This is a genomic window from Williamwhitmania taraxaci (assembly GCF_900096565.1).
Lineage (GTDB): Bacteria > Bacteroidota > Bacteroidia > Bacteroidales > Williamwhitmaniaceae > Williamwhitmania > Williamwhitmania taraxaci.
In genome coordinates, this window is record NZ_FMYP01000004.1 from 23810 (window position 1) to 49853 (window position 26044).

General features: G+C 44.6%; 20 protein-coding genes. 9 read left to right on the forward strand and 11 right to left on the reverse strand.

Features of this window, described 5'->3' with window-relative positions:
- Window positions 1–6: 6 nt before the first annotated feature.
- Both trxA and BLS65_RS01830 read left to right on the forward strand, forming a co-directional pair.
- A complete protein-coding gene (gene trxA / locus BLS65_RS01825; protein ID WP_212590479.1) occupies window positions 7–423 on the forward strand; it encodes a thioredoxin in 417 nt (138 codons plus the stop codon).
- Window positions 424–480: 57 nt separating this feature from the next.
- Window positions 481–984: a 4Fe-4S binding protein gene (locus BLS65_RS01830; protein ID WP_092434942.1), complete on the forward strand. Its 504-nt coding sequence runs from the start codon at window positions 481–483 to the stop codon at window positions 982–984.
- 177 nt (window positions 985–1161) lie between these two features.
- Here BLS65_RS01830 and BLS65_RS01835 read toward each other — a convergent pair whose 3' ends face one another.
- Entirely contained in the window at window positions 1162–1482 is a 321-nt protein-coding gene (locus tag BLS65_RS01835; RefSeq protein WP_092434945.1) for a DUF6506 family protein, read from the reverse strand.
- A 229-nt stretch (window positions 1483–1711) separates the two neighbouring features.
- Here BLS65_RS01835 and BLS65_RS01840 point away from each other — a divergent pair, with 229 nt between their 5' ends.
- From BLS65_RS01840 to BLS65_RS01850, 3 genes are all read left to right on the forward strand, one after another.
- The gene (locus tag BLS65_RS01840) at window positions 1712–2071 is read left to right on the forward strand and encodes a heavy-metal-associated domain-containing protein (protein WP_092434948.1); all 360 of its coding nucleotides are present in this window, start codon (window positions 1712–1714) and stop codon (window positions 2069–2071) included.
- A 183-nt stretch (window positions 2072–2254) separates the two neighbouring features.
- Window positions 2255–2485, forward strand: a complete 231-nt coding sequence (locus BLS65_RS01845) for a hypothetical protein (protein ID WP_092434951.1) — start codon at window positions 2255–2257, stop codon at window positions 2483–2485.
- Window positions 2485–2790 (forward strand): type II toxin-antitoxin system RelE/ParE family toxin, encoded by a 306-nt coding sequence (locus tag BLS65_RS01850; protein ID WP_092434954.1) that lies wholly within the window; start codon window positions 2485–2487, stop codon window positions 2788–2790. The genes BLS65_RS01845 and BLS65_RS01850 overlap by 1 nt, the downstream gene beginning before the upstream one ends.
- Before the next feature lie 199 nt (window positions 2791–2989).
- On the opposite strand, the gene odhB is transcribed toward BLS65_RS01850, so the two are convergent.
- The 3 genes from odhB to BLS65_RS01865 all read right to left on the reverse strand — a co-directional run bounded on the left by odhB (window position 2990) and on the right by BLS65_RS01865 (window position 8574).
- Complete coding sequence (gene odhB / locus BLS65_RS01855; RefSeq protein ID WP_244500650.1) at window positions 2990–4252, reverse strand: 2-oxoglutarate dehydrogenase complex dihydrolipoyllysine-residue succinyltransferase; 1263 nt, start codon at window positions 4250–4252, stop codon at window positions 2990–2992.
- Window positions 4253–4329: 77 nt separating this feature from the next.
- Window positions 4330–7137, reverse strand: coding sequence for a 2-oxoglutarate dehydrogenase E1 component (locus BLS65_RS01860; protein WP_092434961.1), 2808 nt, complete (start codon window positions 7135–7137; stop codon window positions 4330–4332).
- A gap of 3 nt (window positions 7138–7140) precedes the next feature.
- On the reverse strand, window positions 7141–8574 hold the full coding sequence (locus tag BLS65_RS01865; protein ID WP_125869729.1) for a TonB-dependent receptor: 1434 nt from the start codon (window positions 8572–8574) through the stop codon (window positions 7141–7143).
- A gap of 410 nt (window positions 8575–8984) precedes the next feature.
- Between BLS65_RS01865 and BLS65_RS01870 the strand changes: the two genes are divergently transcribed.
- From BLS65_RS01870 to BLS65_RS01880, 3 genes are all read left to right on the forward strand, one after another.
- Window positions 8985–10559: a M28 family metallopeptidase gene (locus BLS65_RS01870; RefSeq protein ID WP_092434968.1), complete on the forward strand. Its 1575-nt coding sequence runs from the start codon at window positions 8985–8987 to the stop codon at window positions 10557–10559.
- Between the two features lie 108 nt (window positions 10560–10667).
- Complete coding sequence (locus BLS65_RS01875; protein WP_092434971.1) at window positions 10668–11771, forward strand: AAA family ATPase; 1104 nt, start codon at window positions 10668–10670, stop codon at window positions 11769–11771.
- A gap of 1 nt (window position 11772) precedes the next feature.
- Window positions 11773–12429: a DUF4276 family protein gene (locus tag BLS65_RS01880; RefSeq protein WP_092434974.1), complete on the forward strand. Its 657-nt coding sequence runs from the start codon at window positions 11773–11775 to the stop codon at window positions 12427–12429.
- Window positions 12430–12491: 62 nt separating this feature from the next.
- Here the strand turns inward: BLS65_RS01880 and BLS65_RS01885 are convergent, their stop codons facing one another.
- From BLS65_RS01885 to BLS65_RS01900, 4 genes are all read right to left on the reverse strand, one after another.
- The gene (locus BLS65_RS01885; protein WP_092434977.1) at window positions 12492–14447 is read right to left on the reverse strand and encodes an aldehyde ferredoxin oxidoreductase family protein; all 1956 of its coding nucleotides are present in this window, start codon (window positions 14445–14447) and stop codon (window positions 12492–12494) included.
- 58 nt (window positions 14448–14505) lie between these two features.
- Entirely contained in the window at window positions 14506–15516 is a 1011-nt protein-coding gene (locus tag BLS65_RS01890; RefSeq protein WP_092434980.1) for a haloacid dehalogenase-like hydrolase, read from the reverse strand.
- A 78-nt stretch (window positions 15517–15594) separates the two neighbouring features.
- A complete protein-coding gene (locus BLS65_RS01895; RefSeq protein ID WP_212590480.1) occupies window positions 15595–18081 on the reverse strand; it encodes a pyruvate formate lyase family protein in 2487 nt (828 codons plus the stop codon).
- Between the two features lie 24 nt (window positions 18082–18105).
- Entirely contained in the window at window positions 18106–19020 is a 915-nt protein-coding gene (locus BLS65_RS01900; RefSeq protein WP_092434986.1) for a glycyl-radical enzyme activating protein, read from the reverse strand.
- Between the two features lie 268 nt (window positions 19021–19288).
- Between BLS65_RS01900 and BLS65_RS01905 the strand changes: the two genes are divergently transcribed.
- On the forward strand, window positions 19289–20191 hold the full coding sequence (locus BLS65_RS01905) for a patatin-like phospholipase family protein (RefSeq protein WP_092434989.1): 903 nt from the start codon (window positions 19289–19291) through the stop codon (window positions 20189–20191).
- 120 nt (window positions 20192–20311) lie between these two features.
- Here the strand turns inward: BLS65_RS01905 and BLS65_RS01910 are convergent, their stop codons facing one another.
- The 3 genes from BLS65_RS01910 to BLS65_RS01920 form a co-directional block, all read right to left on the reverse strand.
- The gene (locus tag BLS65_RS01910; RefSeq protein WP_092434992.1) at window positions 20312–22441 is read right to left on the reverse strand and encodes a tetratricopeptide repeat protein; all 2130 of its coding nucleotides are present in this window, start codon (window positions 22439–22441) and stop codon (window positions 20312–20314) included.
- Between the two features lie 225 nt (window positions 22442–22666).
- Window positions 22667–23362, reverse strand: coding sequence for an aspartate/glutamate racemase family protein (locus BLS65_RS01915; RefSeq protein ID WP_092434996.1), 696 nt, complete (start codon window positions 23360–23362; stop codon window positions 22667–22669).
- A 221-nt stretch (window positions 23363–23583) separates the two neighbouring features.
- Window positions 23584–26044 (reverse strand): InlB B-repeat-containing protein (locus BLS65_RS01920; protein ID WP_092434999.1); only part of this gene is annotated, 2461 nt, incomplete at its 5' end.

A 26044-nucleotide genomic window follows, 5' to 3' on the forward strand; every position in this document is an offset into this window, starting at 1 on the left:
TATTTTATGTCGATAGGTGCAATTATTGCCATTGTTCTTGCTGTGGTGGTTGTAGGGTATTTTGGAATCGCGCTTAGGCGCATGAAGAAGATTCAGGTGCCCTCGAGCGAAAAGATTGTTAATCTCAATGAAGCGAACTTTGAGCACCAAATTAAGCGAGGTATCACCTTGGTCGATTTTTGGGCTACTTGGTGCATGCCGTGTAAGATTATGGTTCCCGCGCTGAATGATGTGGCCGAAGAGCTCGATGGTAAAGTGAAGATTGCCAAGGTGGATGTGGATCAAAACCAATCGCTTTCGGCAAAGTTCAAGGTGCGCAGCATACCTACCTTGATTCTGTTTAAGGACGGGAAGGAGATCAATCGATTTGTGGGTGTTAAGGATAGAAATTTTCTGCTAAAACAGCTAAAGGCGGTTCTGTAACGAACGGTCGTTGGTACCAATGGTATTTCAAATCATATTGGCGCTTAATTTACCTCAATGCAAAAGTTTCTAAAGACGCTTATTTCCCGGCGAACTATTGTTCAGGCAGTGATTGGGGTTTCCCTTTACCTGCTATTTAGTCGATACAATATTTCGTTGTGGTGGTTGCTGGTGCCCGGAGTTCTTACGGGTTTGCTCTTTGGCAAGGTTTTCTGTAGATGGATGTGTCCACTCGGCTTCGTTATGGAGCTGATTATGGGGATGGATTCCAGCCAAAAGCTAAAGCAGATGTATCAGTACCACAAGATTGGATGCCCTATTGCATGGATGCAGGGGGTAATGAATCGCATGTCGGTGCTGAACATTAAGCTGAATTTTGAAACCTGCAAGACCTGCGGGCTTTGCGATAAGCAGTGCTACATTGCCACGCTGGAACCCGAGAAGTATAGCTTGTATAAGGCCGGAAAGAAACGGCCCGGTGATGCATACGCCTGCTCAAAGTGCCTTAGCTGCGTAGCGGTTTGCCCCAACGGTAGCTTGCGGTATAAAGGGGGGCGATAGCGTTTACATTTAAGTTTTTAATACGATAAAGTGGCCAATTTATAGCAGAAGCGGCTCTTTTCAGTCGATCGAGCAATAGCTGTAATAACTATTGCTCGATTTTTTGTTGGGTAGTAACTCGTATTCGAAATTGGTTGATCAACTGGGCAACGACATTTCCATTCGAGTATAATATCCCTATTGCTTAAGGAATGGATAAAACAATTTGTCGCCGCTTTGATGGTTAAAGGCGGGATGAAGGTCGAAGCGAACAACTCCTACAACGGCATTATCGCCAACGGCTTTTGCTATAAGTGCGGTACCTTCTGAGCCAAACCCGGCACATAATTCTATGGCGGTTACTCCTTCTTCTATCAATTGCAGGGCTACTTTAACTGCTTCTTCATAGTCTTTAACACCAACAACGGATAGTTTTACTACCGGAGAATCAATAGTTGCCCGATGTTTTGTATAATCATTCTCGGGGGCTACAAAAATAAATGCTGCTTTTACTGACATAATCGTTTGTTTTGTAAAGGGAATATTAGTTCGAAATATCTATCAACGATAAATTTTATTTTCACTTGGTGAATTGATTACCCACCCTGGATGGATTTTTATTTGCCAATACGGTTGCTTGAATATTTTTTCCAAATCAAGCGCAAGGAATGGGGTCGTTCGATGTCAAAACAAAATAAACAAATAATTTTGGGACGAACCCTACGTTTCGATTATAAAACCTATTGCTATGCGATTTTTACTTGTGTTTGTTTTTAGTGCCATTGCTCTTATCTCCTTTGGTAACCCTGATCCTACGGCTAAAACCGATTGTGTTTACTATTCTGTGAAGGTAGATAGTAAGGATGTTAAAGCCAATGTTGAAAAGAAGATGCTTGCTCTTCAAGGTGTAACCGCTGTTGAGGTTAGCGTTGTAGATAGCTACATTCAGGTTACCTATTCTCCTTCGAAGGTAACTGCTGTAATTATTAAGGAAAAGATTGAGAAGTTGGGATTGGCTCCTCAGCCATTGAAGTGTAAGCCTCAATCGTCCTATTGTGATGGCGATTGCAGGGGATGTTCGGCAATTAAATCAAGGGGCCGCCATTGATTTCCGATTGGTAATCGTATCTCTAAACCGGATTGGACCCATACAAGGAAACAGTTCGGTTTCTTCTTTAAATGTGGTTCGCCTTTGTTTTAATAGTACAGAACATAATTCGGTGTAATGAAGGTTTGAACTAAATAGGAAAAGTAATATCTTTGCATTACAATATAATTTAACTAGTTAGCCATGAACCTCCAGTATTTATTCGACAGCGCTGGGAATACAACCGGAGTTTTTATTCCCATTGAAGAGTGGAATACCCTTAAGAAAAAGTATATGGGGATTGATGATGAGGTGATCGCTATTTCATCCTGGCAGGTAGATGAGGTAAAAGATCGGTTAGTCGATTATCGGAAGAACCCAAACCAAAGGCTGGATTTTGATAGTGCGATGGCGGACATCGAAAAGGATTTGTAATGTATACGGTCGTAATACTACCAAAGGCCAAGGATGATATTCGACAGGCTGCACTTTGGTATAACGAAAAACAACCGGGACTTGGAAAAAGGTTTGTGTTTCAAATTCGCCAAAAGGTTGAGCATATTCGCCAACACCCCATGGCTTTCAGCAAACGTTACGAGGATGTCAGACTGGCGGTAATGAACATCTTTCCTTTTACTATTCACTATTCCGTTGACGATCGAGTTAAAACAGTGCTTATTATTGCCGTGATGCATACTAGTCGCGATCCTAAAAATTGGGATAGACGCATTAAGGAGTAATTTTTGCGATAAATATTCTAATACAACACAAGTGGGTTTGCAACCGCAAATTAGGTTCAGGAAACACTTGGGGGAAATTATGTGCGGCTCTTCTATATACATATGATGCCGGAGGCATCAATTCTATCTAAGAAAATAGGTTTGCATGAGTTTATTCATTTGAATAAACTACATGCACCATTCTCTCTATTGGTTACCTCTAAATGCCCAACAGCAACCGATCGGGATTGCCACCGCCCAGCAGCATCAGTTCAGGGTTTTCGAGCATCTGTTTTACCTTAACGAGGAAACCCACGGAATCCTTGCCGTCAATAACCCGGTGATCGTAGCTGAGGGCAATATACATCATGGGGCGAATTTCCACTTTTCCGTCTATGGCCATTGGCCTATCCACAATGTTGTGCATTCCCAGTATTCCCGATTGAGGTGGATTAAGAATTGGGGTGCTCATCATGGAGCCATAGGTGCCTCCGTTGGTTATGGTAAAGGTGCCACCGGTCATTTCGTCGAGCGTTATTTTTCCCGTTCGGGCTTTTTCGGCCAACTCACCAATTCTACGCTCAATGCCAGCAAGCGAAAGCGTTTCGGCATTTCGGATTACGGGAACCATTAGCCCCTTAGGGGTTTGTACTGCAATGGCAATATCGTAGTAGTGTGGGGTGATTATCTCCTCGCCATCGAGGATGGAGTTTACCGAGGGATGCTGCTTAAGCGCCTCCACCACGGCCTTGGTGAAGAACGACATAAATCCCACCTTTACCCCGTGCTTCTCTTGGAACTCCTTGCCGTAGGTTTTGCGTAGATCCATTACACAGGTCATGTCCACCTCGTTGAAGGTGGTAAGCATGGCCGTTTCATTCTTTACTGTCACCAAGCGCTGTGCCAGCTTACGGCGCAGGGAGCTCATCCTATTCCTATCCTCGGAGCGAAGTGCTTCGGTGGGCATTGCCGGAACAACTCCGCCAGCTTGGCTTATACCTGCCTTAGCAAGTTCTACCTCGTGCCTTCCTATGCGCTTTAACCCGTTGATGATATCGTCCACCGACAATCCTTCCTCCTCCATCATCTGCTTGGCAAGAGGCGATACCTTTACCTTGTCGTCGGTTGAGGAGGTGATGGGCTGAGCCTTTTGCTCAACAATAGGCTTGGCTGCATCAGGTTGTTTTGCTGAAGGAGTAGCGGCACTCTTTGCAGCTGGTGCTTCAACTTTTGTGGCGCTACCGGTGGCTTCGCTATCGATGGTGCAGGCAACGCTACCAACCTTGATAGGTGTATTAGCCTTGGCAAGAATCTTTATTTTGCCACTCTCTGCCGCAAGCAACGGTAGGGTAGCCTTGTCGCTCTCTACCTCGGCAACTTCTTGATCTTTTTCAACCGCAGCACCATCTTCAACTAACCAGTTGGCAATTTCCACTTCGGTAATGCTTTCGCCCGGGCTGGGGATTTTTATTTCTATAACCATTATTTACGCTTATTTATGGTTCGTCTTTTTATTTTAAAATTGGCATATTGACAAATTGTCGAATTGGCACATTATCTCTACTTCTCTCCAAACAACACGTCTCTATCTACCTTCACATTTTTTCGTGCACTACCAACTTTACACTGTAGGCCGCAATACTTGTTCTTCAGATCGCAATCGCACTTACGAAATACCTTGTCGATGATCTCGGTTTGTTCTAGTATGTGCAATTTGTTGAGTCCAATAGCGGGGCTACCGCTTGCTTGGCGTGTAATCTGCTCCAAATCCAGTTCGGGAAGGTTGTTCTTGATAAAGTTCCAAGCACCCATGTTTTCTGGTTCTTCCTGCACCCAAAGATATTTAATGGCGTGCTTGTAACGATTGAGCACTTTATTAATCTGTTGGGCAGGGAAGGGGTAAAGCTGTTCCACTCTGATTAGCGCAATATCCTTTGCATCGAATTGTTCCTTGCGTTCGAGCAGGTCGTAGTATATCTTGCCTGAACAGAGTACTACACGAAGCACCGTATCGGGCTCGGTGTTATGATCGTCTATCACCTCTTGGAATGCTCCGCTGCTCATATCGCTGAGCGATGATACGCACTTGGGGTGGCGAAGCAAGCTCTTTGGGGTAAATACTATTAGCGGGAGGGTAAATTCACGCTTTACCTGCCTCCTATGCATGTGAAACAGGTTTGCTGGCGTGGTAGGTATAACTATCTGCATGTTGTTGTGGGCGCAAAGAGTTAGGAATCGCTCTATCCGTGCGCTGGAGTGTTCGGGTCCTTGACCTTCGTAACCATGGGGTAGAAGCAGGGTAAGGCCATTGAGCAGGGCCCACTTATCCTCTGCGGAGCTGATATACTGATCGATGATCACCTGAGCCACATTGAAAAAATCGCCAAACTGGGCTTCCCATATGGTTAGACCATTGGGCGTTGCAAGAGCATAACCGTAGTCGAATCCCAAAACGCCATACTCGGAGAGGTGGGAATTATATACTGTAACCGGGGCTTGATTCTTATCGAGGTTTTGAAGTGGGTAATACTTTTCATCGGAGTCTTCAATGTTGTAAACCGAGTGCCGATGCGAGAAGGTTCCTCGCTCGGAATCTTGTCCGCTAAGCCTTACTGGATGCCCTTCGATGGCTAAGGAGGCGTATGCCAAGAGCTCGCCAAGCGCCCAGTCGAGCTTTCCCGATTCCATCATCTGCGTTCTATCGTCGAGCAGCTTTTTTAACTTTTTGAAGAACGATTTTCCTTCGGGTAGGGTGTTGAATTTGGTAAATAGTTGCTTTAGCGTTTCGGCAGGAACCGCAGTAATTGGGGAACTATGGAAATCTTCAGGTCGTGAGTGACGCATACTCTTCCACTCTTCGGCAAAGAATCTTCGAATAGATACCTTTTGAAATGTTTTTGCTAAATCCAGCTTCTCGTCGAGCTCCTTGTCGAACTCTTGCTGCATCTGCTTTGCCTCCTCTTTCGACATGCTTCCGCTAGCTGCGAGATCGATGGCGTAAAGGTCGCGTGGGTTAGGATGTTTTGCAATGGCATCGTAAAGGATGGGCTGGGTAAAACGGGGCTCATCACCCTCGTTATGCCCGTATCTGCGGTAGCACAGAATGTCGATAAACACATCGGTGTGGAAGGTTTGCCTATACTCAACGGCCATTTTTATGGTATGGACCAAAGCCTCTGCATCGTCACCGTTCACGTGAAAAATTGGCGATTGGGTTACTTTGGCAATATCGGTGCAGTATGTGCTGCTTCGGGCATCGAGGTAATTGGTGGTAAACCCCACCTGATTATTAACCACCAGATGAATTGTTCCACCGGTTTTGTAGCCATTCAGCTGGCTCATCTGAAGGGTTTCGTAAACTACCCCTTGAGCGGCAACTGCTGCATCTCCATGAATAATTATTGGGGCAAGTTTATTGAAATCGCCTTTGTATCGGTTATCGATAAGGGCTCGTGAAACACCTTCGGCAACTGGACCAACCGTTTCGAGGTGAGACGGGTTGGGCAAGAGGCTTAGCGCAACTTTTTTTCCATTGTCGGTGGTAATGGTACTATTGAATCCGAGGTGGTATTTAACGTCGCCAAGAGTTACGTTTCCGTCGTAGCGTTCGCCCATAAACTCGGCAAATATTCTCTCAGCCGGCTTACGCATTATGTTTGTAAGGATGTTGAGCCTGCCACGGTGGGGCATGCCAATAATGAACTCTTCGATTCCAAGGTTGGCTCCATGCTCAATAACCGCATCGAGGGCCGGAACGAGTGATTCTGCACCTTCGAGAGAGAATCTTTTCTGTCCAACAAACTTCTTGTGAATGAACTGCTCGAACCCTACGGCGTGAGTGAGGTGCCAGTAGATGTGCTTTTGCTCTTCGGGGGTGTATATGGATAAGTTCTTAGAGTTCTCCATCTTTGCTCGGAGCCACTCCACGGCCTCTGGTCTTCGGATATAAGAATACTCTACACCAATTGAGGCGCAGTAGGTTTGCTGCAAATGATCAATAATAGTCTGCAGGGTTGCTGGTCCAATGCCAATGCCCTTGCCCGCTTGAAAGACGGTGTTGAGGTCGGCCTCGGACAACTTGTAGTTCTCCAGATCAAGGGTAGGTGTGTAGGTGCGGCGTGTTCTTACCGGGTTTGTTTGGGTGAAGAGGTGGCCGCGTTTGCGGTAATCTTCAATTAGGGTTACAACCTTAAACTCGTTGTCGACTATTCCAGAGGTTTGTTCGCCGTAGGTAGTTCGTGCCAACTCGTAGCCCTTAAAGAATGTCCTCCAACTCTCATCTATACTCTGCGGATCCTTCAGGTAGCGAAGATATAGTTCGTCAATGGCTTCAATTTCAGAATTCCCAACAAATGAAAATTTATCCATAGCTTATTGCATGTTCTCGTTTTGAAGATTATTATTGCCGTAGCCAAACAGCTTTCTTTGCTTAATCATTTCGCAGGCAAAGTTTGGAACCATTGATTCCCATTCGGCATCGTTGTTTTTTATTTTTTCAATTAAATCGTGCGGTTGTATGTGCAAGCGGCTTTTGTTGGCGCCCATTATTTCTAGTACCTTTCGGTTTGCCTTGAGGTATTGGTAAAGCGGAGCGATGTCGGGCGGTAGCACTAGGTCTTCGGAATGGATACACTTTCCCGTTTCTTTCTCTAGTTCAGGATAGATATAGAGTTTTGTATTCGCTGGGAATAACCGGCCAAACGCTTCCAGTATACCTCCTTTCAGGTTCTGGTAGTATTGCTTATCAAAGACCTTACGAAAGGTGGGTATTCCAATCACTATACGCAGCTTCTTTATTTTAAAGGCCGAGAAATAGCTAACCAACTTATAGTATTCACGGAAGTTGGAAATCATTACGTTCTGGCCCATGGCGTTGAGCAGATTCACACGGTCGAGGAAATCGCGCTCATCAATTTCTCCCTCATGTAGGAGGTTGTTGAGGGTAATCTCGCACAGGGCAATAGTGCTGTCGCGGGAGTATTCGGGATCGCTTTTGAAAATGGAGTAGCTGGTTTTCAGCATATCCAAGCCCAAGTAGGAGATGGGGCGAAACCTGCCTCGAATGGCCAGCACATTTTTCTTGTAGAGCATGTCCGATGGTTGGCGAACCTCCCCATTCCTATCGAAGATGGTGGCGTTGGTCATTCCATTCTTAACCAGCTGCACGCCAAGAAGGCGATTGTCGACCCAAGCCAAATCGGGGCCGCACATGCGCACCATGGTTACCTCAATACGGTCGGTGTCGAGGTTGTCCATTAGACTTTGAAGAAAAGTATTTGGGCTTTCGATGCAGTGAAAGCAGGCCCAAATTAGATTTACTCCAAGCGTTCCAAGCGTATACTGTTGCAGTAGCGTGTCGTTTTCTTTGAGGTTGACGTGAATCACCACCTCGCTGGCCTTTCCACGCTCCTGCATCTCAAATTTCACACCCAGCCATCCATGGCTATCGTTGGTCTTGGCAAAATTGATAGTTTCAACGGTGTTGGCAAAGGCAAAGAAACGGGTTTCGCTATCGTGCTGGTGTCTTAGCAAGTTTATGAGTTCGTCGTACTCGTAGTGGAGCATCTTGTGGAGTCGCTCCTCCGAAACGTAACGATCGGGTTTTCCTTCGTTATAGAGATGATCGGAAAAGGTTTTGTTGTAGGCCGAAATACTCTTGGCAATAGTGCCGGATGCCCCTCCTGCTTGGAAGAAGGCGCGTGCCACCTCTTGTCCTCCGCCAATTTCGGCAAGGGTTCCATATATGGTTTTGTCGAGATTTATGTTGAGCGCCTTGCTCTTAGTACTTTGTATTTCCCGTTCCATGAGGTCCATCTACAGTTGCCTAAAGGTAGAAAACTTTGTTTAACGTCATACTGTTTTCGCTTATTACCAAGGTAAACAAGCTTTGGTGGCAAAGGTTTTGAGGGAGCGAAAAAAAATGTGCCAATGCGACAATTGTTAAGAGGCAATAGAAACTAGGTGTTTAGGGTTTTAGGGTTCAGCATTACTTCATTAAACTCTAAAATTTAACCACAGAGAGCACAGAGAAATTAACCACAGAGAAAAACCGATTAGCTTCCTCTAACTTCTTTTAACTTCCTCTAACTCCATTTAATTCTTTAACTCCCGTTTACCTTCCGTCTTACTCCCGATTAACTTCCTCTTTCTCGATTAAACTTCGCAGTGGAAAAGTTATCTTAGAAACTCTACCTAGAACGAATATTCACAACCTAATGAAAAAACTTACGAGTGTATCGTTAACCTTGCTTTTGATTGCAGGGTTAGTGTTTTCTTCGACCAGCGCGAATGCCCAGGGCGATGTAGTTAAGAATATAATAAAGATTGGAACTACCGATAACCAAACCATGCAGCACCTCGACGTGTTGTGCAACCGTTTTGGTGGCAGGCTCATTGGCTCCGATGCTTACGATAACGCCGCCGAATGGACGGCCAGTAAGTTTAAGGAGTGGGGCATGCAGGTGGAGATGGATGAAGCTGGAACGCTGCCGGTTGGTTTTAACCGGGGACCATGGTTTGGTAAAATGTTAGGAGAGGAGGGGATGGATTTGCACTTTGCAACCCCATCGTACACCTCGGGAACAAAAGGTGTCCAGACAGGTCATGTGCTATTGGAACCCAAAACCCAAGCCGAGTTCGACCGCATGAAGGGCCGTCTCAAAGGTGCTTGGGTGCTGATCACTGGAACTAGCAGCGGATGGCCCATCGACTACTCCGTTAGCGCAACTGCACATAGGAGTCAGATCATTGCCGAAAACATTGATATTGCCAAGAAAAACCGTGAGATTGCTGATATTAACGATACGGCTAAAGTTAAACTAGAGCCCATACCACTGAAGGATGAGCCCGCGCTTTTCTACAAGCAGATGAAGGATGCCGGAATTCTAGGGATTATCCAATCCGCACCGGTACCCATTACTGCCCTCTACGACCGTAAGAATGTCGACAGCATGACCTTTGAAACGCTGCCTACGATTCCCGATATTAAGCTCGATGAGCATCAGTATGCCACCATTGCCCAAATGGCAAAAGAGCGCCGTAACTTTTTCCTCGAGTTCGATATCCGCAACCACTTTAAGATGGGTCCGGTGAAGTATCACAACGTTATTGGGATAATCCCAGGCTCGAAATTCCCCAACGAGTATGTTATTATGAGCGGACATCTCGATGCCTTTGATGTGGGCACCGGTGGCGTGGACGATGGTTCGGGTGTAACCCCAACCATGGAGGCTGCCCGACTGATTATGAAAGCAGGAGGAAAACCTAAGCGCACCATTTTAGTTTGCCTATGGGCTGGTGAGGAGTTTGGCCTGTTGGGTTCCAAGAGTTGGGTGGCTAAGAACAAGGCCAAACTGCCTAAAATATCGAACATGTTCAACCGCGATGGCGGCCCAACCGTAGCCAACAGCCTCAGCGTTTCGGAGGCTATGTGGGACGATATGGAGACGATTTGCAAACCGCTCAATGGTATTAATCCCGACTTTCCCTTCACCCTAAAGAAGCGTGAGCCACGGCCCATGCCTAAAAAGGCTGGTGGAACCGATGCGGGATCTTTTTCGGTGGAGGGTGTTCCCACCATTACCTTTGGCACCGAAGACTCCAAGGGCTATAATTTCAGCTATATGGAGATATGGCACACCGAGCGTGACCTTTTCAATAAGAGTATTCCCGAGTATCAGGAGCACACTTCAATAGTTACGGCCATTGTGGTGTATGGAGTAGCCAATCTCAACCATCTGTTATCGCGCGAGGGTTACTTTGCACCGGAGAAGGAGGAGCTAAAGAAGTAGGTGTATATAGTATTTTTGTAAGTTAGCCCTGCATGATTATCTTGCAGGGTTTTTTTCAATCATTTAATATATAGCTTATCTTTGTTGTGAGTTAATGAAGTTGGGATTATGATTGAGTATATAGAGATAGAGGGATACAAATCGATTAAGCAGCTGAAGTTGGAGATGCGGCCAATTAATATTCTAATTGGAAGCAACGGTGTGGGGAAAAGCAACTTTATATCGTTCTTTAAGTTGGTAAATGCCATCTTTAACCAGCAGTTGCAACGCTTTGTTATGGAAGAAAAGGCAGACAATCTGCTATACTTTGGAAGAAAAACGACTAATATGCTTTATGGTAAACTAATTTTCACCACTGATAACAACAATAATAATGGATATCTTTTTGCACTTAGCCAAAATAAAGAAGGTGGATTATTCTTCTGGGAAGAGGGATCTGGCTATAATGTAGGTAGAGATATTAGTTATGATAAATTTAGGATGTCTTATGATCTAGCTGAAAGTAGAATAAAAGATTCTGATTGGGTTCGGGATGCTTACCTTCGGAATTATTTAACCAATCTTCAAGTGTTTCATTTTCATGATACTTCCGCCACCTCTTACTTAAGGCGAGAATGTGATATTAACGATAATGCATTTCTGAAACAGGATGGTCGAAATCTGCCTGCATTTTTATACTTTCTAAAGATAAAACACCCGATTGTTTTCGCTAGAATTGAAAAAACAATTCAATCGGTTGCACCCTATATTTCAAAATTCATTTTAGAACCGAATCGTTTAAACGAAAAAGAGATAGAGCTACGTTGGGTCGATAGGGGAGACTTGGACTCCAACTTCTCTGCCTACCAGCTATCGGATGGAACGCTGCGATTTATTGCCTTGGCTACCTTGCTAATGCAACCGGAACCGCCAGCTGTAATTGTAATTGATGAGCCGGAGTTAGGCTTACATCCTTTTGCCATTGGAAAACTTGCTGCCATGATGCAGGTTGCCGCTTCAAAAACCCAAATTGTTGTGGCTACCCAATCGCCCGGATTAATCAGCCATTTTTCGCCTGAAGATGTGGTTGTAATGGATAAAAGTGTCGAGGAAAACCAGACCATTTTTACCCGATTGAGTTCTGAATTGTTGGAGGTTTGGTTAAAGGACTATACTCTCGGCGATTTATGGGAACGCAATATTCTTAATGCTGCTCAACCGTTTACCAAGTAGTATGAAACGGATAATTATTATAAGCGAAGGGCAAACGGAGCAATCGTTTTGTAACGACGTGCTGCAGCCTTACTTTAATGATCGGGGTATCTTTATTCAGAATCCTGCAATTAAGAAAATGGGTGGAGGAATTGTTCGATGGGATGCCTTAAAGTTTCAGGTAGAAACTCATCTGCTTCAAGATAATACTGCCTTTGTAACTACCCTTGTTGATTACTATGGGATGTATGCAAATATGGATTATCCGGGTTGGGAGAATGCCCAAAAACTTGTAGATAAGAATCAGCGGATGACATTTCTTGAGAAAGCAATGCAAAGTGATATTCGACCCGATTTGCAGCGAAGGTTTATGCCATATATACAACTCCATGAATTTGAAGGATTGCTGTTTAGCAATATTGATGTTTTTGATCGGAGTTTTGAGAGGGGGGAGTTTTTAAATTATCGCTATTTAGAAGAAACAATAGATAAGCACCCCAACCCCGAGATGATTAATGATAGCAGAGACACCGCACCATCGAAGAGGTTGATGAAAATTATAAAGGGGTATGATAAGGTAGTATATGGCTCACTATTAGCAGGAGAGATCGGTCTTAACAGAATCCGAGCCAAATGTCCTCGTTTTAACGAATGGGTAGCCCGATTAGAATGCATATAGTCAATTATGCATCGGAATTAGAAGCGGTTGTAGCGCTAATGCACTACAACCGCTTTTTAATCCTAATTACCGTAAAGCTGGTGTTTCACGGTGGGAAGGTTGAGTTTATCGAGTGTGGCCTCCAGCGGTTTGGTTGTGGTAGGGTCCCAGCCCATGGCGGTGAAGTAGGCTGCCTTGGCATCATCCCACATTAGCACGTTGGGGCTATAGGCGTTGGGCCCTTGGGTTAGCGTTGGATTTCCGCGGGCTCGCTCGGGCATACGCATCTTGGACATATCAATGCCCTCCCGAATATTGAAGGCATGGCGCACAGTTTTGATCCGCTGACCGATGGTTAGGCAGTCGTCGAGGGAAAGCTTCCAACCGGTGGTACCATTAATCCACTCCACAAAGGGAACCATAGGGCCAAGGTAGAACCCAAAGTTGCAAAGACCTAGGGCGTTAATAATATCCTCGGCGCAACTTCCATTCTTAAGCGTAGTGCCAAGATCGGGTGAGGATATTTGGTCGTTGATTGTGTACTTCGATTGCAGCTTCTTTTTTCCAAAATGTCTATTGAGGGTTCTCTGCAGCTTTGCCTCATCCTTTTGCTCCTTTTCGATATACTCATCGATGCCAGAGAAGGTGCTGGTGTGTCGGCCGGGAGTAGGCTCCACTTCGTAGCCAATGCCTAAGCTTAGCCCACCCTCCGTATTCCTAGAGTCGTGCATGGGGAGTTCCTGTCCATGCACGTGCATGGCTGCCGATTCCATTTGGGGTATCCCAAGATTTATCACAGCCTGCCTCACGCCATCCTTTAGATTCTTTCCAAATCCATGGTTATTCACCATTTGATCCACCATTTTTACCACCGAATCGGCGTTGCCCCACTCCAAGGGAATACCGCCAGTTTGCTTCAGGGTGATGAATCCTTTTTCGTAGGCTTCGAAGGCCCAGTTGAGGGTAGTGGCGCAGCTGATGGAATCCACGCCGGCACGATTGCATAGCTCGTTGGCCATGAAAATGCTCTCCACGTTATCGTTGATTAGCTGAACGCCAAAACCGCAGAGCGTTTCGTATTCGGGGCGGTGGGTCTCTTTTAGGAGCTTCTTGCCGGGCAGTTCACAAATGCCGCCGCATCCAAATGGACAGCCGTAGCAGGCATACTTCTCCACCTCATACTTGGTGACATCGAATGCATTGATTTTGTTGGCCATTGATTCGGGAAAGTCGATTGTTCCAACACCAACCCAGTTTTTTACCGGGGAATCACCGCTCTCAGCTGAATCGGTCAACGTGCCGGCAGTTCCACTGTTCTTCATGGTTTTGCCAAAATCGTTGAGGTTGTTTACAAGATCGGTAAGAAAGGTGGAGGTGCTATTCCAAACTGCATCGGAATCGTGAACAACCATCTCATGCGATCCTTTTACACATATTGCTTTGAGATTCTTTGATCCCATTAGTGCTCCAAAACCGCTTCGTCCGGCAAGTCGGCCTTTAGCGTTTACTACTCCTGATATTAGGGATAGATGCTCTCCTCCGGCGCCTATTGTGATTGCCTTATAGTCGGCACCATGTCGGGTTTTTAGGAACGATTCGGTCTCCACCGCATCTTTCTTCATCCACAAGTCATGGGCATCGAGGATCTCAACTTTGCTGTCGTTAATGAGCAGGTAAACAGGCGCAGCACTTTTTCCTGTGATGAAGAAGCCATCGTAGCCGGAATTTTTAATGGCAGGTGCAAAGTCACCGCCACTATTGGCATCGCCCCAGGTGCCGGTGAGCGGACTTCTTCCTGCCAGCATCCAACGCCCGTTGAAAACGGCTCTACCGTTGGTGAGCAAACCACTCATAATACCCAGAATATTGTCGGGGTGAAGTGGCGGCAGCTTTGGCTTTTGGTGGTCGAAGATTATCTTCGATGCAAGGCCATACCCTCCAAGGAATAGCTCGTAGGTTTTATCGTCAATTACTTCTTCTCTATGCGTTTTAGCGGTAAGGTCGATCCATAGGATCTTTCCATGATATCCTTTTTTCATTAGAAAAAGATTAGGTGGAATGGTTTTTATTTTGTGTAGTCCGAAGCATACGGCTTAGCTATTTCATCCAAACGGTTTCGAAGTTCTCCTTCATGTTTACCAGGTTCCAACCGTTGTTGGTTAGCGAATCGCGCCAGCCCAAATCAGCGGTTCCGTGGTATGGAGGGTAGGCATACTCGCGTGTGGTATCGTCGTGGTTGAGCAGGTAGGCCGCGTGTGGATACGTGCTGGTAGAGGTTAGGTGAAACATGCCAAAGTCGCCGGTGGTGTTGCCAAACGCAAACACGGGTGTTTTCCCTATCTGGTGGTAGATGTTTAGCGATTTCCCATTCTTATCGTCCTTGGGCGAGTATATACTGTTTTGAAGGATGAACTGGGTATTGCTGTTTGAGGTATATACCGGACTCATCTGCTGCCAGGTGCCAATAAGGTGGGCGCGGTCGAAGCCAATTTGATCCGGACAAAGCCCCCACAGCATTCCCTGCATCGAACCCGATACCACGTAAACGGTAAAGTCGTTTGCCTTTAAGAAATTGAGCAGCTCAACCATTGGTTGGTAGAACATTTTGGCCAGCGGCATTTTATAGTCTATACTCTTGGCTGTACCGAGATAGTTTTTGCAGAACTCCACGTATTTCTCGTTGTCTACTCCGGCAAAGGCTTTCCACACCATGGAGTCAACATAGTTGAAGTTCTTTCCCGCCCAGTGGTTGGTAATGGATGTGTCGGCTGGGTTTATACCCAGCGCTTTGGCATACTTATACGCGGTATCGTTTAGCAGCGTAGGATTTTTTTCGCTTTGCAAATTAAGATTGGCTACGGCGCAATACATTTCGCCCCATAGCGGCGTTTCACAGGCAAGGGTTCCATCCAAATCGAATACGGCAATACGATCTTCAATCGGTATTTTCTCAACTGCTACGGCAACGTAGTCGGTGATCGATTTCTTCATCTCGGTTTGCTTCCACGATGGAAGCGGATCGGTATTGTCGGCTTTCTGGGTGCAACCTGGGGTAAGAAGCGTAACTATTGCAGCAAAAAGCAGCACTGATAGCTTGTGATTTTTCATAGTTTGTAGTTTTAGGATTCGAACGATTAGTTAGATGGAGTATGGTTACTCCACCTAGCATTCGTTGGGCTGTGAATATTAACTTAGGGGTGTTACAGGGCGATTGACATAGTTTTCCATATGCGAAAGCGGGAGTGTTATAAATGGAGCATTCCATCCACCTACGCGAACCACTATGTCGGCATACTTGAGCAACTTTTCGGCTGCAACCGTTGGTTGTTCGAGATGACTTATAGTTTTTGCAATTTCATAGATTTCCTGATATTGGGTTGAGGCGATGGTGATGGTGAGCATTCCGCCTCTTTTATTAATAAATATCCGTAGGAAATCTTCGAGGAGTGCATCACTCTCGAGGCAAACATCGGTAATGATACCGGCTGCAAACCTATCGAGGTTTAACCTCTCAAACGATTCAAGCAAATAGGCAGCTGGGGTATGCCATGTTCCAGATGTAGGCGTGAAGTTGGGTGCCAAAGGTGCTCCAGCGCTTCTACCAGCGGAGGCTGCGTTGCCGGCTCCTTGCCAGTTATACTGTTCAAAGGTGCCAAAGCCAACGGTGAATTTCAGGTCAAATTCAGGCAGGGTGGATTGAAGTGATTTTCCGTAATATCCGGCAATCGCCCTTAACGCCCATATTTGAGGATCGCTATCGCCTTTTTCATCTAGGAATACCTTGTCTGCTAATAGTTTTGATTTTTTAACCGCTTTGTAGACTTCATCGAGAATAAACTTTGTGATATCCTCTACATCGCTGGTATTACCAAATTGCGGGCTATTGGTGTTAAAGTCGATCTGAATAGATTCGTATAAATTCTTGGTTAAGATGTTGTGTGAATCGATGGGTTTGAAATTGTATTTGAGGGCATTGATTACATCTTGCATCTGATATTTTTCCTTGTCAAAAACCCATTTCTTAATAGCGGCAATGGTATTCACCATGTCGGGAACCCCGCCTACTATGGTTCCACCAAGGTTGTATTCGGCACCGCCCCACGATTTGTCGCGTCCTTTTTCGAGGCAGGTTCCAAAGAGAGCCGAAACCAATGGCGATGGAACCACAAACTCGGTAGTCATGTAGTAAAGATACATGGCCAGAGCCGATTGGTCCACAAAGAACTGTATTTGCTCAGTTAGGGCTGTTTTTAGGTTGGCAAAACTCGTTAGCGAGCCGGTGTCGATGCTCAATTTTTGCCCCCGCAGCAGTGATGGGTTGGGGTTCAGTGTTGCACCTTTATTTAGGGTGCACTCGAGTATGGTCAGCCCGTTTATCATGCCGAATGTCCACTCGCTAAGTCCGTTGAGAATTGGTTCCCAACAGCCATCTACACAGTAGTCATTGGCCAGTTCTTGATATTTTTTTAGCTTAGTCGTATTCTTTTCCCTATCCGCGAGTGCGCTGAACATGGCAGGAATCATTACATCATCGTTGAGGATTGATGGAAGATTCTTTGTCTCCTTCAACGCATCACTAACTGCCTGAAATAGTTCCGTTGGACTATCCTTATGCAGCCTGACATAAATTCCAGGAGTGGATAGATTTACGTTGCGAAACGCATCTAGTATTAAGTAGGTGCAAGGGTTGGTGGCATCTTTTCCATTGGGTAATTTGCCTCCAATGATCACATTCTGGAGGAAGTTATTTATTGCGGCCCGTTGATCTATATAGTAGGAGTGGATACCTAGGGCTGCGTTATAATCCATGTGATCTTGTTTTTCCAGATACTGGGTTGTAAGGTTAATTCGTCCGGCCGCTTTTATAATGAAATTCTCCATTAGTTCGCGGGCAAACTCCTTGTTGGGCTCGTTCTTAAGATAGGGATTTAGAACTTGATCGAGCCGCCCAAGTGACATAAAATCCATGGTAGAATGGAGGCTGCAATGCATAAGCCAAATGCTATGGATAGCTTCGTAGAATGTTTCGGCAGGTTGCTCAGGCACCTTATTGCAAATGCGCGATATCTCCAGCAGCTCCAGCTTGCGCGTTGGGTCGGTGCAGCTGTCGGCATTTTTCTTTGCAAGGGCTGCAAATCGGTGTGCGTAGTCTATTACCGCCTGACAGGAAATGATCACCGAGGTGTAAAAAGCATCCTTGTCGTAGGCATCTTCAATGCTTCCACGCAGTTTTGGTTTTAGCTTCTCCTCGCAGAAGTGGATAATGTGCTTAAGACCGTGTTTTAGTAACTTTTCGTAGTTGATAGAGTTATGGCCGAGCAGGGCCATTTCAGTTTTGTTGGTGATTGATCCAATTCTTAACTCTTCAGTAGTTAGGTAGTTGGGAAAAACCTTTCCAAGCCCATTTGATCCCATGGGAATGGTTCCCGCCAGTAGATCGCCCTCTTCGAGTTCGAAGGTGTGGGCGTTTCCAAACTTTTTAGCATCGCAAATAGCTACGAGCATCGCATCAATAGCATATGCCCGGCGCACAATAACATGCTCGTTGGGGTGCAGCACGGCAATGTCGGGTAGTTTCTGCTTGTTGATCCATTCTCCTGAACGATCGGAAAATGCACGGAGCATTAATCTGTTTCTTAGGTTCTCAATTCTTGGGCTGATTTTTTGTTGCATGGTCATAAGGATTAGTTAGATATATTACGAAAGGATAGCGATTTCGAGAGATTCTTTCATGTATCGGTAGGTCGATTCGGCGAGCTCTTTATTGTAGGGGATTATTGGTTTTATTCCCATGGCCTTGTAGTAATGGGCACTTTCTGGATTATGTGGAAGTAATTCTAACCTATTTACGGGGAATTCGTCCATTAACTCTTTTACCTTTGTGAGGTAATCGTCGTTGTTGGTATAACCGGGTATAACCGGGATTCGCCCAATGATTTCGATGCCCTCTTTTTTAGAAATGTGCGAGAGAAATTTGTAGGTAATGCTTTCCATTTCTGGCGATGGCTCCTTGTTGATTCCCTGATGCAACCGAAAACCAACCAGCCAGGTATCAACATACGGAAGAAGCTTATCTGCATCAGCAATTTCAACTATTCCCGAGGTTTCCACGGCGGTATGAATGCCCATGTCCTTACATAGTTTGGCCAGCATTGCTAACGCTCCAGACTGAAGCAATGGTTCGCCTCCACTAAACGTAATGCCACCGGAATTCTTTACCAACTCAAGTTGTGGTTTGAGCATTTTAAAGAGCGAGGATACCTCTACCTTCTTTGTTGGTAATTGCAGGGCACCAGTGTTTCGGTTGCAGGAGGAGTTGGGGCATGCTTCAACGCAGCTGCCACAACCGGTGCAGTGTTGTCGGTTGATGAAGTGACCTCCATTTACAAAGATATGTCCATTATTTTTACAGGCCGATTCACATCGATGGCATCCAATGCAAAACTGATTGAAGAATAGTAGCGGACTTTTTGATGGCTGAGATTGGGGTGAATGACACCAAGCACAATCCAATTGGCATCCTTGAAGGTAAACAACGATTCTTTTTCCCGGTCCATCAAATTCTGAAAGCCAAGAAATGTTGAAGTAAGAGATGATTGTGTCTTCTTTCATGGTCAATTCTCTATTTGGATGATTTTTACTGTATTTATAAAGGATTGATAGTGTGAATCATGATCAATTGGCAATACAAATTACAACTTTTTTTGATAAACGGAAAATATATTTTTGATAATCGTGTAGGAATGATAAAATTAAATGATAATAGCGTACTTATCAAGGCTTTTAGTATGGATCTTTTTTATAGCGGAAATAAATGGTTATGAACTACGCCACATTTTATTTGTTTTGTTAATTTTGTAGTTACAATTTGTAGTGAATCATGGACGAATTAAATCGGAAAACCACCAATAATATTGATGTTTGTGCATCCACTCCTTTGGTTTTGGAGGGCGGTGGTTTTAGGGGTATGTATACTGCCGGGATACTGGATCGCTTTCTGGAGCATCGGATGAATTTTGGATATGCCATAGGTGTATCGGCTGGGGCGGCTTACGCCGTTTCCTATGTGTCGCGCCAGCACGGACGAAACCTAGAGGTTAATCGACGGTTTACCGCCGATCCACGCTACTTTGGGTTTATGAACTTTATCCGAAAACGCACTTTCTTCGATTGGGAATTTATATACAAGGAGGTGCCCCAGAAGCATGTGCTATTTGATTACGATGCATTTCGGGATTCTTCCACTCGACTAAGGATTGGAATAACCAACTGCGCCACCGGGGCTGCGGAATTTCGTGATGGAAACGGACTCTCACCCGATGGTTTCAAGGCGTTGCTTTCGGCCTCCTCTGCATTGCCATTTATTGCCCAAAAGATTACCATCGACAATCAATACTATATGGATGGGGGTATTTCGGAATCAATCCCGCTCGATCAGGCTTTTGCCGATGGCTACAGTAGGGCCGTGGTAATACTTACTCGAAATGCAGGCTACAGGAAAAGTCCATCGCGCTTTACTAGACTTGTAAGGGCAACCTATCGAAACTATCCTCACCTGGTGGAGGCGCTGGCTACCCGCGCCGAAAGGTATAACGCCATGCTCGATAGGTTGGATGCGCTCGAAATTGAAGGACGAGTTTTTATTATTCGCCCGCAGGAACCACCTACTGTTTCACGAACCGAGAATAATCCCGAAAAGTTGGAGGCACTCTACTATACAGCCCAGCGTGAGTTTGATCAGATGCTTCCCAAACTGAAAGCCTGGATTGGAAATGGTATTTAGTGATTTATGTGTTTATGATGGTAGCAGATACGATCTTATTTGTATAATTACAGAGCGTTAGTCGTATCCTTGTTGCGTAAACTTCCTTTAACTTCTCACTTTTAACCAACTTTTTTCACCCTAAAATGGAATGCTGAGTAGTAGCATGTCGTCGTACTGTATATTACTCCCCTTGTAGTTATTTACCAGTTGGCTTACTAATTTTTCTTGTTTCGAAGGAGCTGTATTCAGAACCTGAATAAGCATTTCTTGGAGGAGGTCTTTGCCTAATTTTCGTTGCCGCCCATCACCTCCATATTGATCGGTAATCCCATCGGTATACATAAATAGAATATCTCCAGGGTCAACCTTTATCTTAATGGAGGAGAAAGGTTCGTTTCGCACATAGTAGCAAACGGGCATTCTGTCTACGGCTAGGGTTTCAAAAGACTCTTCATTATTCTGTTTATAAAGAAGGGCTTTTCCATTAGCGGATGCAAAATCGATAATGTTGGTTTTGGTGTCGAAGATGCAAAGAGACATATCCATGCCGTCGTTGGAGTAAAGAGTAAGTTCCGATTGATGGAGTGCCTCAATTATTCTGTGGCGCATTTCCTGCAGAACTTGAGCGGCATCAAGAATTTTATTCCGGACAACGATATCGTTCATGAAGTTAATGCCCAAGATGCTCATAAACCCACCAGGAACCCCATGTCCGGTACAGTCGACTACGGCTGCAACTTTGAATTGCCCGATCTCAACCACCCAGAAAAAGTCCCCTCCAATCGTGTTTTTTGGTTGTAAAAAGGCGAAAGCTCCCGGAAACGTTTTGCAGGGTGTGCTTTGTGGAAAAAGGGCATTCTGAATACGCTGGGCGTAGCAAATGGAGTCGTTTATCTCCTTTTGCTGAATGAGTGCATGGTGATGCTGCATCTCTAATTTCTGCTTCTGATTTAGAATTTCTTCCTGCTGCCTCATAAGGCGCAGATTATCTCGGCGACGGCGCCGTGAGTTGAGCAAGAAAAACAGCGCAAAGGCTATTGAGAGAAACTCCAACCCCACAAGGATATAGGATAATTGCTTCTCGTTTTTTATTCTTTCGGCAGTGAGCATGTCTTTTTGTTCTTGCTCCAACTTCCTTAATTTCAACTTTCTGTCGAAGTCGTAGTTCAACTCGATTTGAATTCTGTTTCGGGTGGTCTTCTCGGTGCTGAGACTATCCTTGAGCTGTGCCATTTGGTGATAGTAGTTCAGGGCTTTTTTGCAATTTCCTTCTTGCGATTCGATATAGAATAAGTTTTCAATGGCTGTTACCTTTGAATCACCTTGTTGCAGCCGAGTTGAAAGGTCATACGCTTTTATGGCATAGATTCGCGCTTCGGAATAGTTGCCCATGTCAATAAGTATGGTCGACAGGTTATTATATGAGTTAATCATCCCTATTGTGTAGCCACTCTTTTCCCTAATTTTTAGTGCTTCCTTATTCATTTGTAGTGCCTTCGGGTAGTCTTTTAATTGCAGGTATACTTTCCCCATGCTCTGATAGTTGGAGGAAATACCAATTGATTCATTTAGTTCCAGCATCAACTTTTGGCTTCGTTCGAAGAAACTCAATGCCGTTTTGTAGAATTGTTTTTCCGATAATATACTTCCCTGTGTTCCCATAATGTATGCCACGGTTCGCTTGGCTTTGGGCGTTTTTCCGTAGCGAAGGGCTTCCTCAAACTTGGCAAGGGCATTGTCGTATTCCTCACTCGAGTAGCTTATCAGCCCTATGTTGTAGAGCTGCATGGCTACCATTACGCTATCTTTAATTTTCTTACTAATTTCTAAACCCTTGTGCAGAAAATTAAGGGCCTTGTCGGAATTCCCGTTATTTAGAAACAAAACCCCCATACCATTATAGGAGATCTGGAGGCCTTTTTGATCGTCTAACTTTTCCTGAATTTCTAATGCTTGGGAGTAATTGTCTAGAGCAAGTTTAACCAACCCTTTTCTAGAATAGCATGCACCTAAACTGTTGAGCGCCGTTCCCATTCGATGCAGTGAATCCATTGATTCTGCTAATTCAAAGGCCGCTTCAGCATAGCAAATGGCTGTATCCATGCTTCCGGAAAGCCGCTCTTTTAAGGAAATTTCTAAGAGTAGCGATAGCTGTTTTTTGTGTGGGGTTATTTGAAGTTGCTGCTTCAGGAAATCGCTTACCGGTTGAGCCGAAAGATTGGCACTAACCAGCAGCAGTAATGAAATTGCAAGTAGTCGTTGTATCATAGGCCTTGAACTATTAGCGGTTTATAGTTTCAGCAAATACACGTTTCAGTAATAAAAGTAGATTACAATGTGGTGGTTTTTATTCTAATTTCCTAACGAATCAATTGGCAATAGCTCATTTTATTTTGCTGGTTTTACAACAGTTCTTGTGCAGATGGAATAACCTCATTTGATCTTACATTATATGCTCTACGCTTGCTACTCGCTAATGGTACCGTATTGACGTTAAATGGAAAGTGCCATTCTTACTGCTTCCTGCGCATGGATGGTAGTGGTATCGAAAATTGGAACGGCCACATCGGTCTGCTTAACGAGGAGTGGTATCTCAGTGCATCCTAGTATTATTCCTTCGGCTCCGCGGTTCACTAAATCTTGAATGATGCGCAAATATTCATTCTTTGAACTTTCGAGAATTGTGCCCTGGCACAGCTCGTTGTAAATGATGCTGTGAACAATTTCCCTATCCTCGGTGGTTGGAATAATCACGTTCAATCCATGTTTTTCGGCAAGTCTTCCTTTATAAAAATCCTGCTCCATGGTAAACTTTGTGCCGAGCAGCGCTACCGTTTTTAACTGCTTCGCCTTGATTTGCACAGCCGTTGCATCGGCAATATGGAGCAGGGGTAGGGCGGTTGCGTTTTCGACCTCTGCGGCCATCTTGTGCATGGTGTTGGTGCAAATAACAATCAGCTCGGCTCCGGCCCGCTCGAGGCGTTGTGCCGCATCCATCATAATGGCTGTAAGTTCGTCCCACTTGCCTTCGTGCTGCAACTTTACAATTTCATCAAATTCCACCGAATACATTACGATTGGTGCCGAATGCAATCCACCCAGCTGCTCTTTTGTGGTTTGATTTATAATGCGGTAGTATTCCACCGACGATTCCCAGCTCATACCGCCTATTAGTCCGATTGTTTTCATAGTGTGAATTGTTTTTATGCTCTACATTCCCCCACAATATAGCATTTTTCTCTTTTGATGAGGGTGTGATTAAAGAGTTGTTAAAGCAACATGTATCTACTACAATAGTTATATTTATTCGGTATCAACTTTGTATCAAAAAAGAAGAGAGGTTGAACACGTCAACCTCTCTTCTAAATTTATGTTATTTTCTGAACTCGAAAATATAACCTAGGATATGCTTATAATTTTAGCATCTTAAGTATTCTAACTCTGCCATCATTCGTTTTTACATAAATGAAGTAGTTACCAGACATTAATTTACTTACATTAATAGTCGTGGTGTCGTTTCCTTTTATGTCTAGTTGCATAATCATTGTTCCCATAAGGTTGAAAATTGAGGCTTGTTTCATATTGCTTCCCTCCAACGTTACAAAATCATCCGCTGGATTCGGATATAGCCTAAAATCTTCGGTAGATGTGGAGTTTATGGAATTACTCAAATCCCACTTAGCATAAAGTGACATATTTACTGTTACTAAATCCGTCGCAAACAGCCAGGCGTTGGTGCAAGCAGTTTCCTTATACCAACCCGCAAATTTGTAACCGGTTTTGGTAGGAGGTGTTGGTGCTGAAATTGTTGTGTTGTAGGTAGCACTTATGCTTGCAATTGCATTACCTCCCTGAGAATCGAAGTTAACGGTGTAGATATTTATAGACCACTTGGCATAAAGCGTTGTATTGTTGGATACAAGATCTGTAGCGAAATTCCAAGCAGTAATATAGTTGTATTCTTTGTACCATCCTGCAAAAGTATAACCGGTTCTCGTTGGTGCTATAGGCTCAGCTATTGTATTGTTATAATCACAAGTAACATCAGCAATGATACTGCCTCCCTGAGAGTTAAAACTTACGGTGTAGGTGTTTATATTCCATTTAGCATAGAGCATTGTTGCCTTAGTTACCACATCAGTTGCGAAGTTCCAAGCGGTGGTGCAGCTTGCATCTATATACCAACCAGCAAAGGTATATCCAGTGCGGGTTGGATCTGCTGGACGGGTCAGCAGTGTGCCATGGTTTGCATTCATATTGCTAACTGAACTGCCTCCTTGTGAATTGAATATTACAGTGTATACAACCGCATTCCATTTAGCATAAAGAGTCGCATTATCCGATACAACATCCGTTGCAAAGTTCCAAGCCGATGTTAGCGCCTCTTCCTTAAACCAACCATCAAACGTATAACCTGCACGTGTTGGATTTGTGGGAGCGTAGATGGTTGAGTTGTATTCGGCCGTTTGGCTATTGACCGATGTGCCTCCCTTTGAATCAAACGTGATAGTATAGGTGTTTAGCATCCAGTGTGCGTATAGGGTAATATCTGCAGTTACTTGGGTGTAATCGAAAAAGAAGATAAAGCCATTGGTAGGTTGATTGTACCATCCCTTTAGGGTATATCCCTTTCGTGTGGGAGGTGTTGGCTCTGATATCTTGGTACCATGGTTTACCGTAATTGCGGGTACAGTTGTGCCTCCTTGCGAATCGTAACTAACCTTATATGTTAATGCTGTCCACTTTGCATAGAGCGACATGGTTGACATTACCTTATCAGTAGCGAAGTTCCAAAGGTTAATGAAAGTTGCCTCCTTATACCAGCCGTTAAAAATGTAGCCCGTTCTTGTTGGGTCTTCAGGTTTATTTGTAATGGTAGTGTTATACTCTACCCCACGGTAGTTTATTGAAATTCCCTCAGAGTAGAAACTAACGCCGTAGGTGATAGGAGTCCACTTGGCGGTAAGAGTCAGGTTGCTTGTTATAAAGTATAAGCTGAAATTGAAGCTGAAGGCATCCGATAAATTCTGGTACCATCCATCGAACGTATAACCCGCTTTAGAAGGAGGCGTTGGCTCGCCTATTTTTGTGAAGTAATTGGTAGTGATGCTCGAAACAGGTGTGCCTCCATCGGAGTTAAACGTAACGGTGTAGGTGTTTATCGTCCACTTGGCAAATAGCGTTGTGTTTGCAGTTATCTTATCGGTTGCAAAGTTCCAAGCATTGGTGCATGCTGTTTCCTTGTACCAACCGTTAAATGTGTAGCCCATGCGGGTTGGCGCAACTGGTATTGTTATAGTCGTATTGTAGTTTGCATTGATATTGGCGATAATATCGCCCCCCTGCGAATTGAACGTAACCGTATAGCTGTTAATATTCCACTTAGCGTATAGCGTTGTGTTTGCAGTTACCTTGTCGGAGGTAAAATTCCAAGCATTCGTGCAAGCAGCATCCTTGTACCATCCACCAAAGGTGTATCCGGTGAGGGTTGGGTCGGCTGGGCGGATAACCGTAGCATTATAGTTTACCGTAGCATTTGCAATTGAGCTTCCACTCTGGGTGTTGAATGTAATGGTAAAGGTGTTGATTGTCCACTTAGCGTATAGCGTTGTGTTTAATGTTATTTTGTCTGTTGTAAAGTTCCAAGCATTGGTGCACGCAGTTTCCTTGTACCATCCACCAAAGGTGTATCCGGTGCGGGTTGGGTTGGATGGAGCAGAGATTGTTGTATTGTAATTTGTTGCTTTTGATGCTACTGCACTACCCCCCTGCGAATCGAATGTAACCGTATAACTGTTGATATTCCATTTGGCGTAAAGGGTGGTGTTTGCGGTAACTAAATCGGATGTAAAGTTCCAAGGGTTTGTGCAA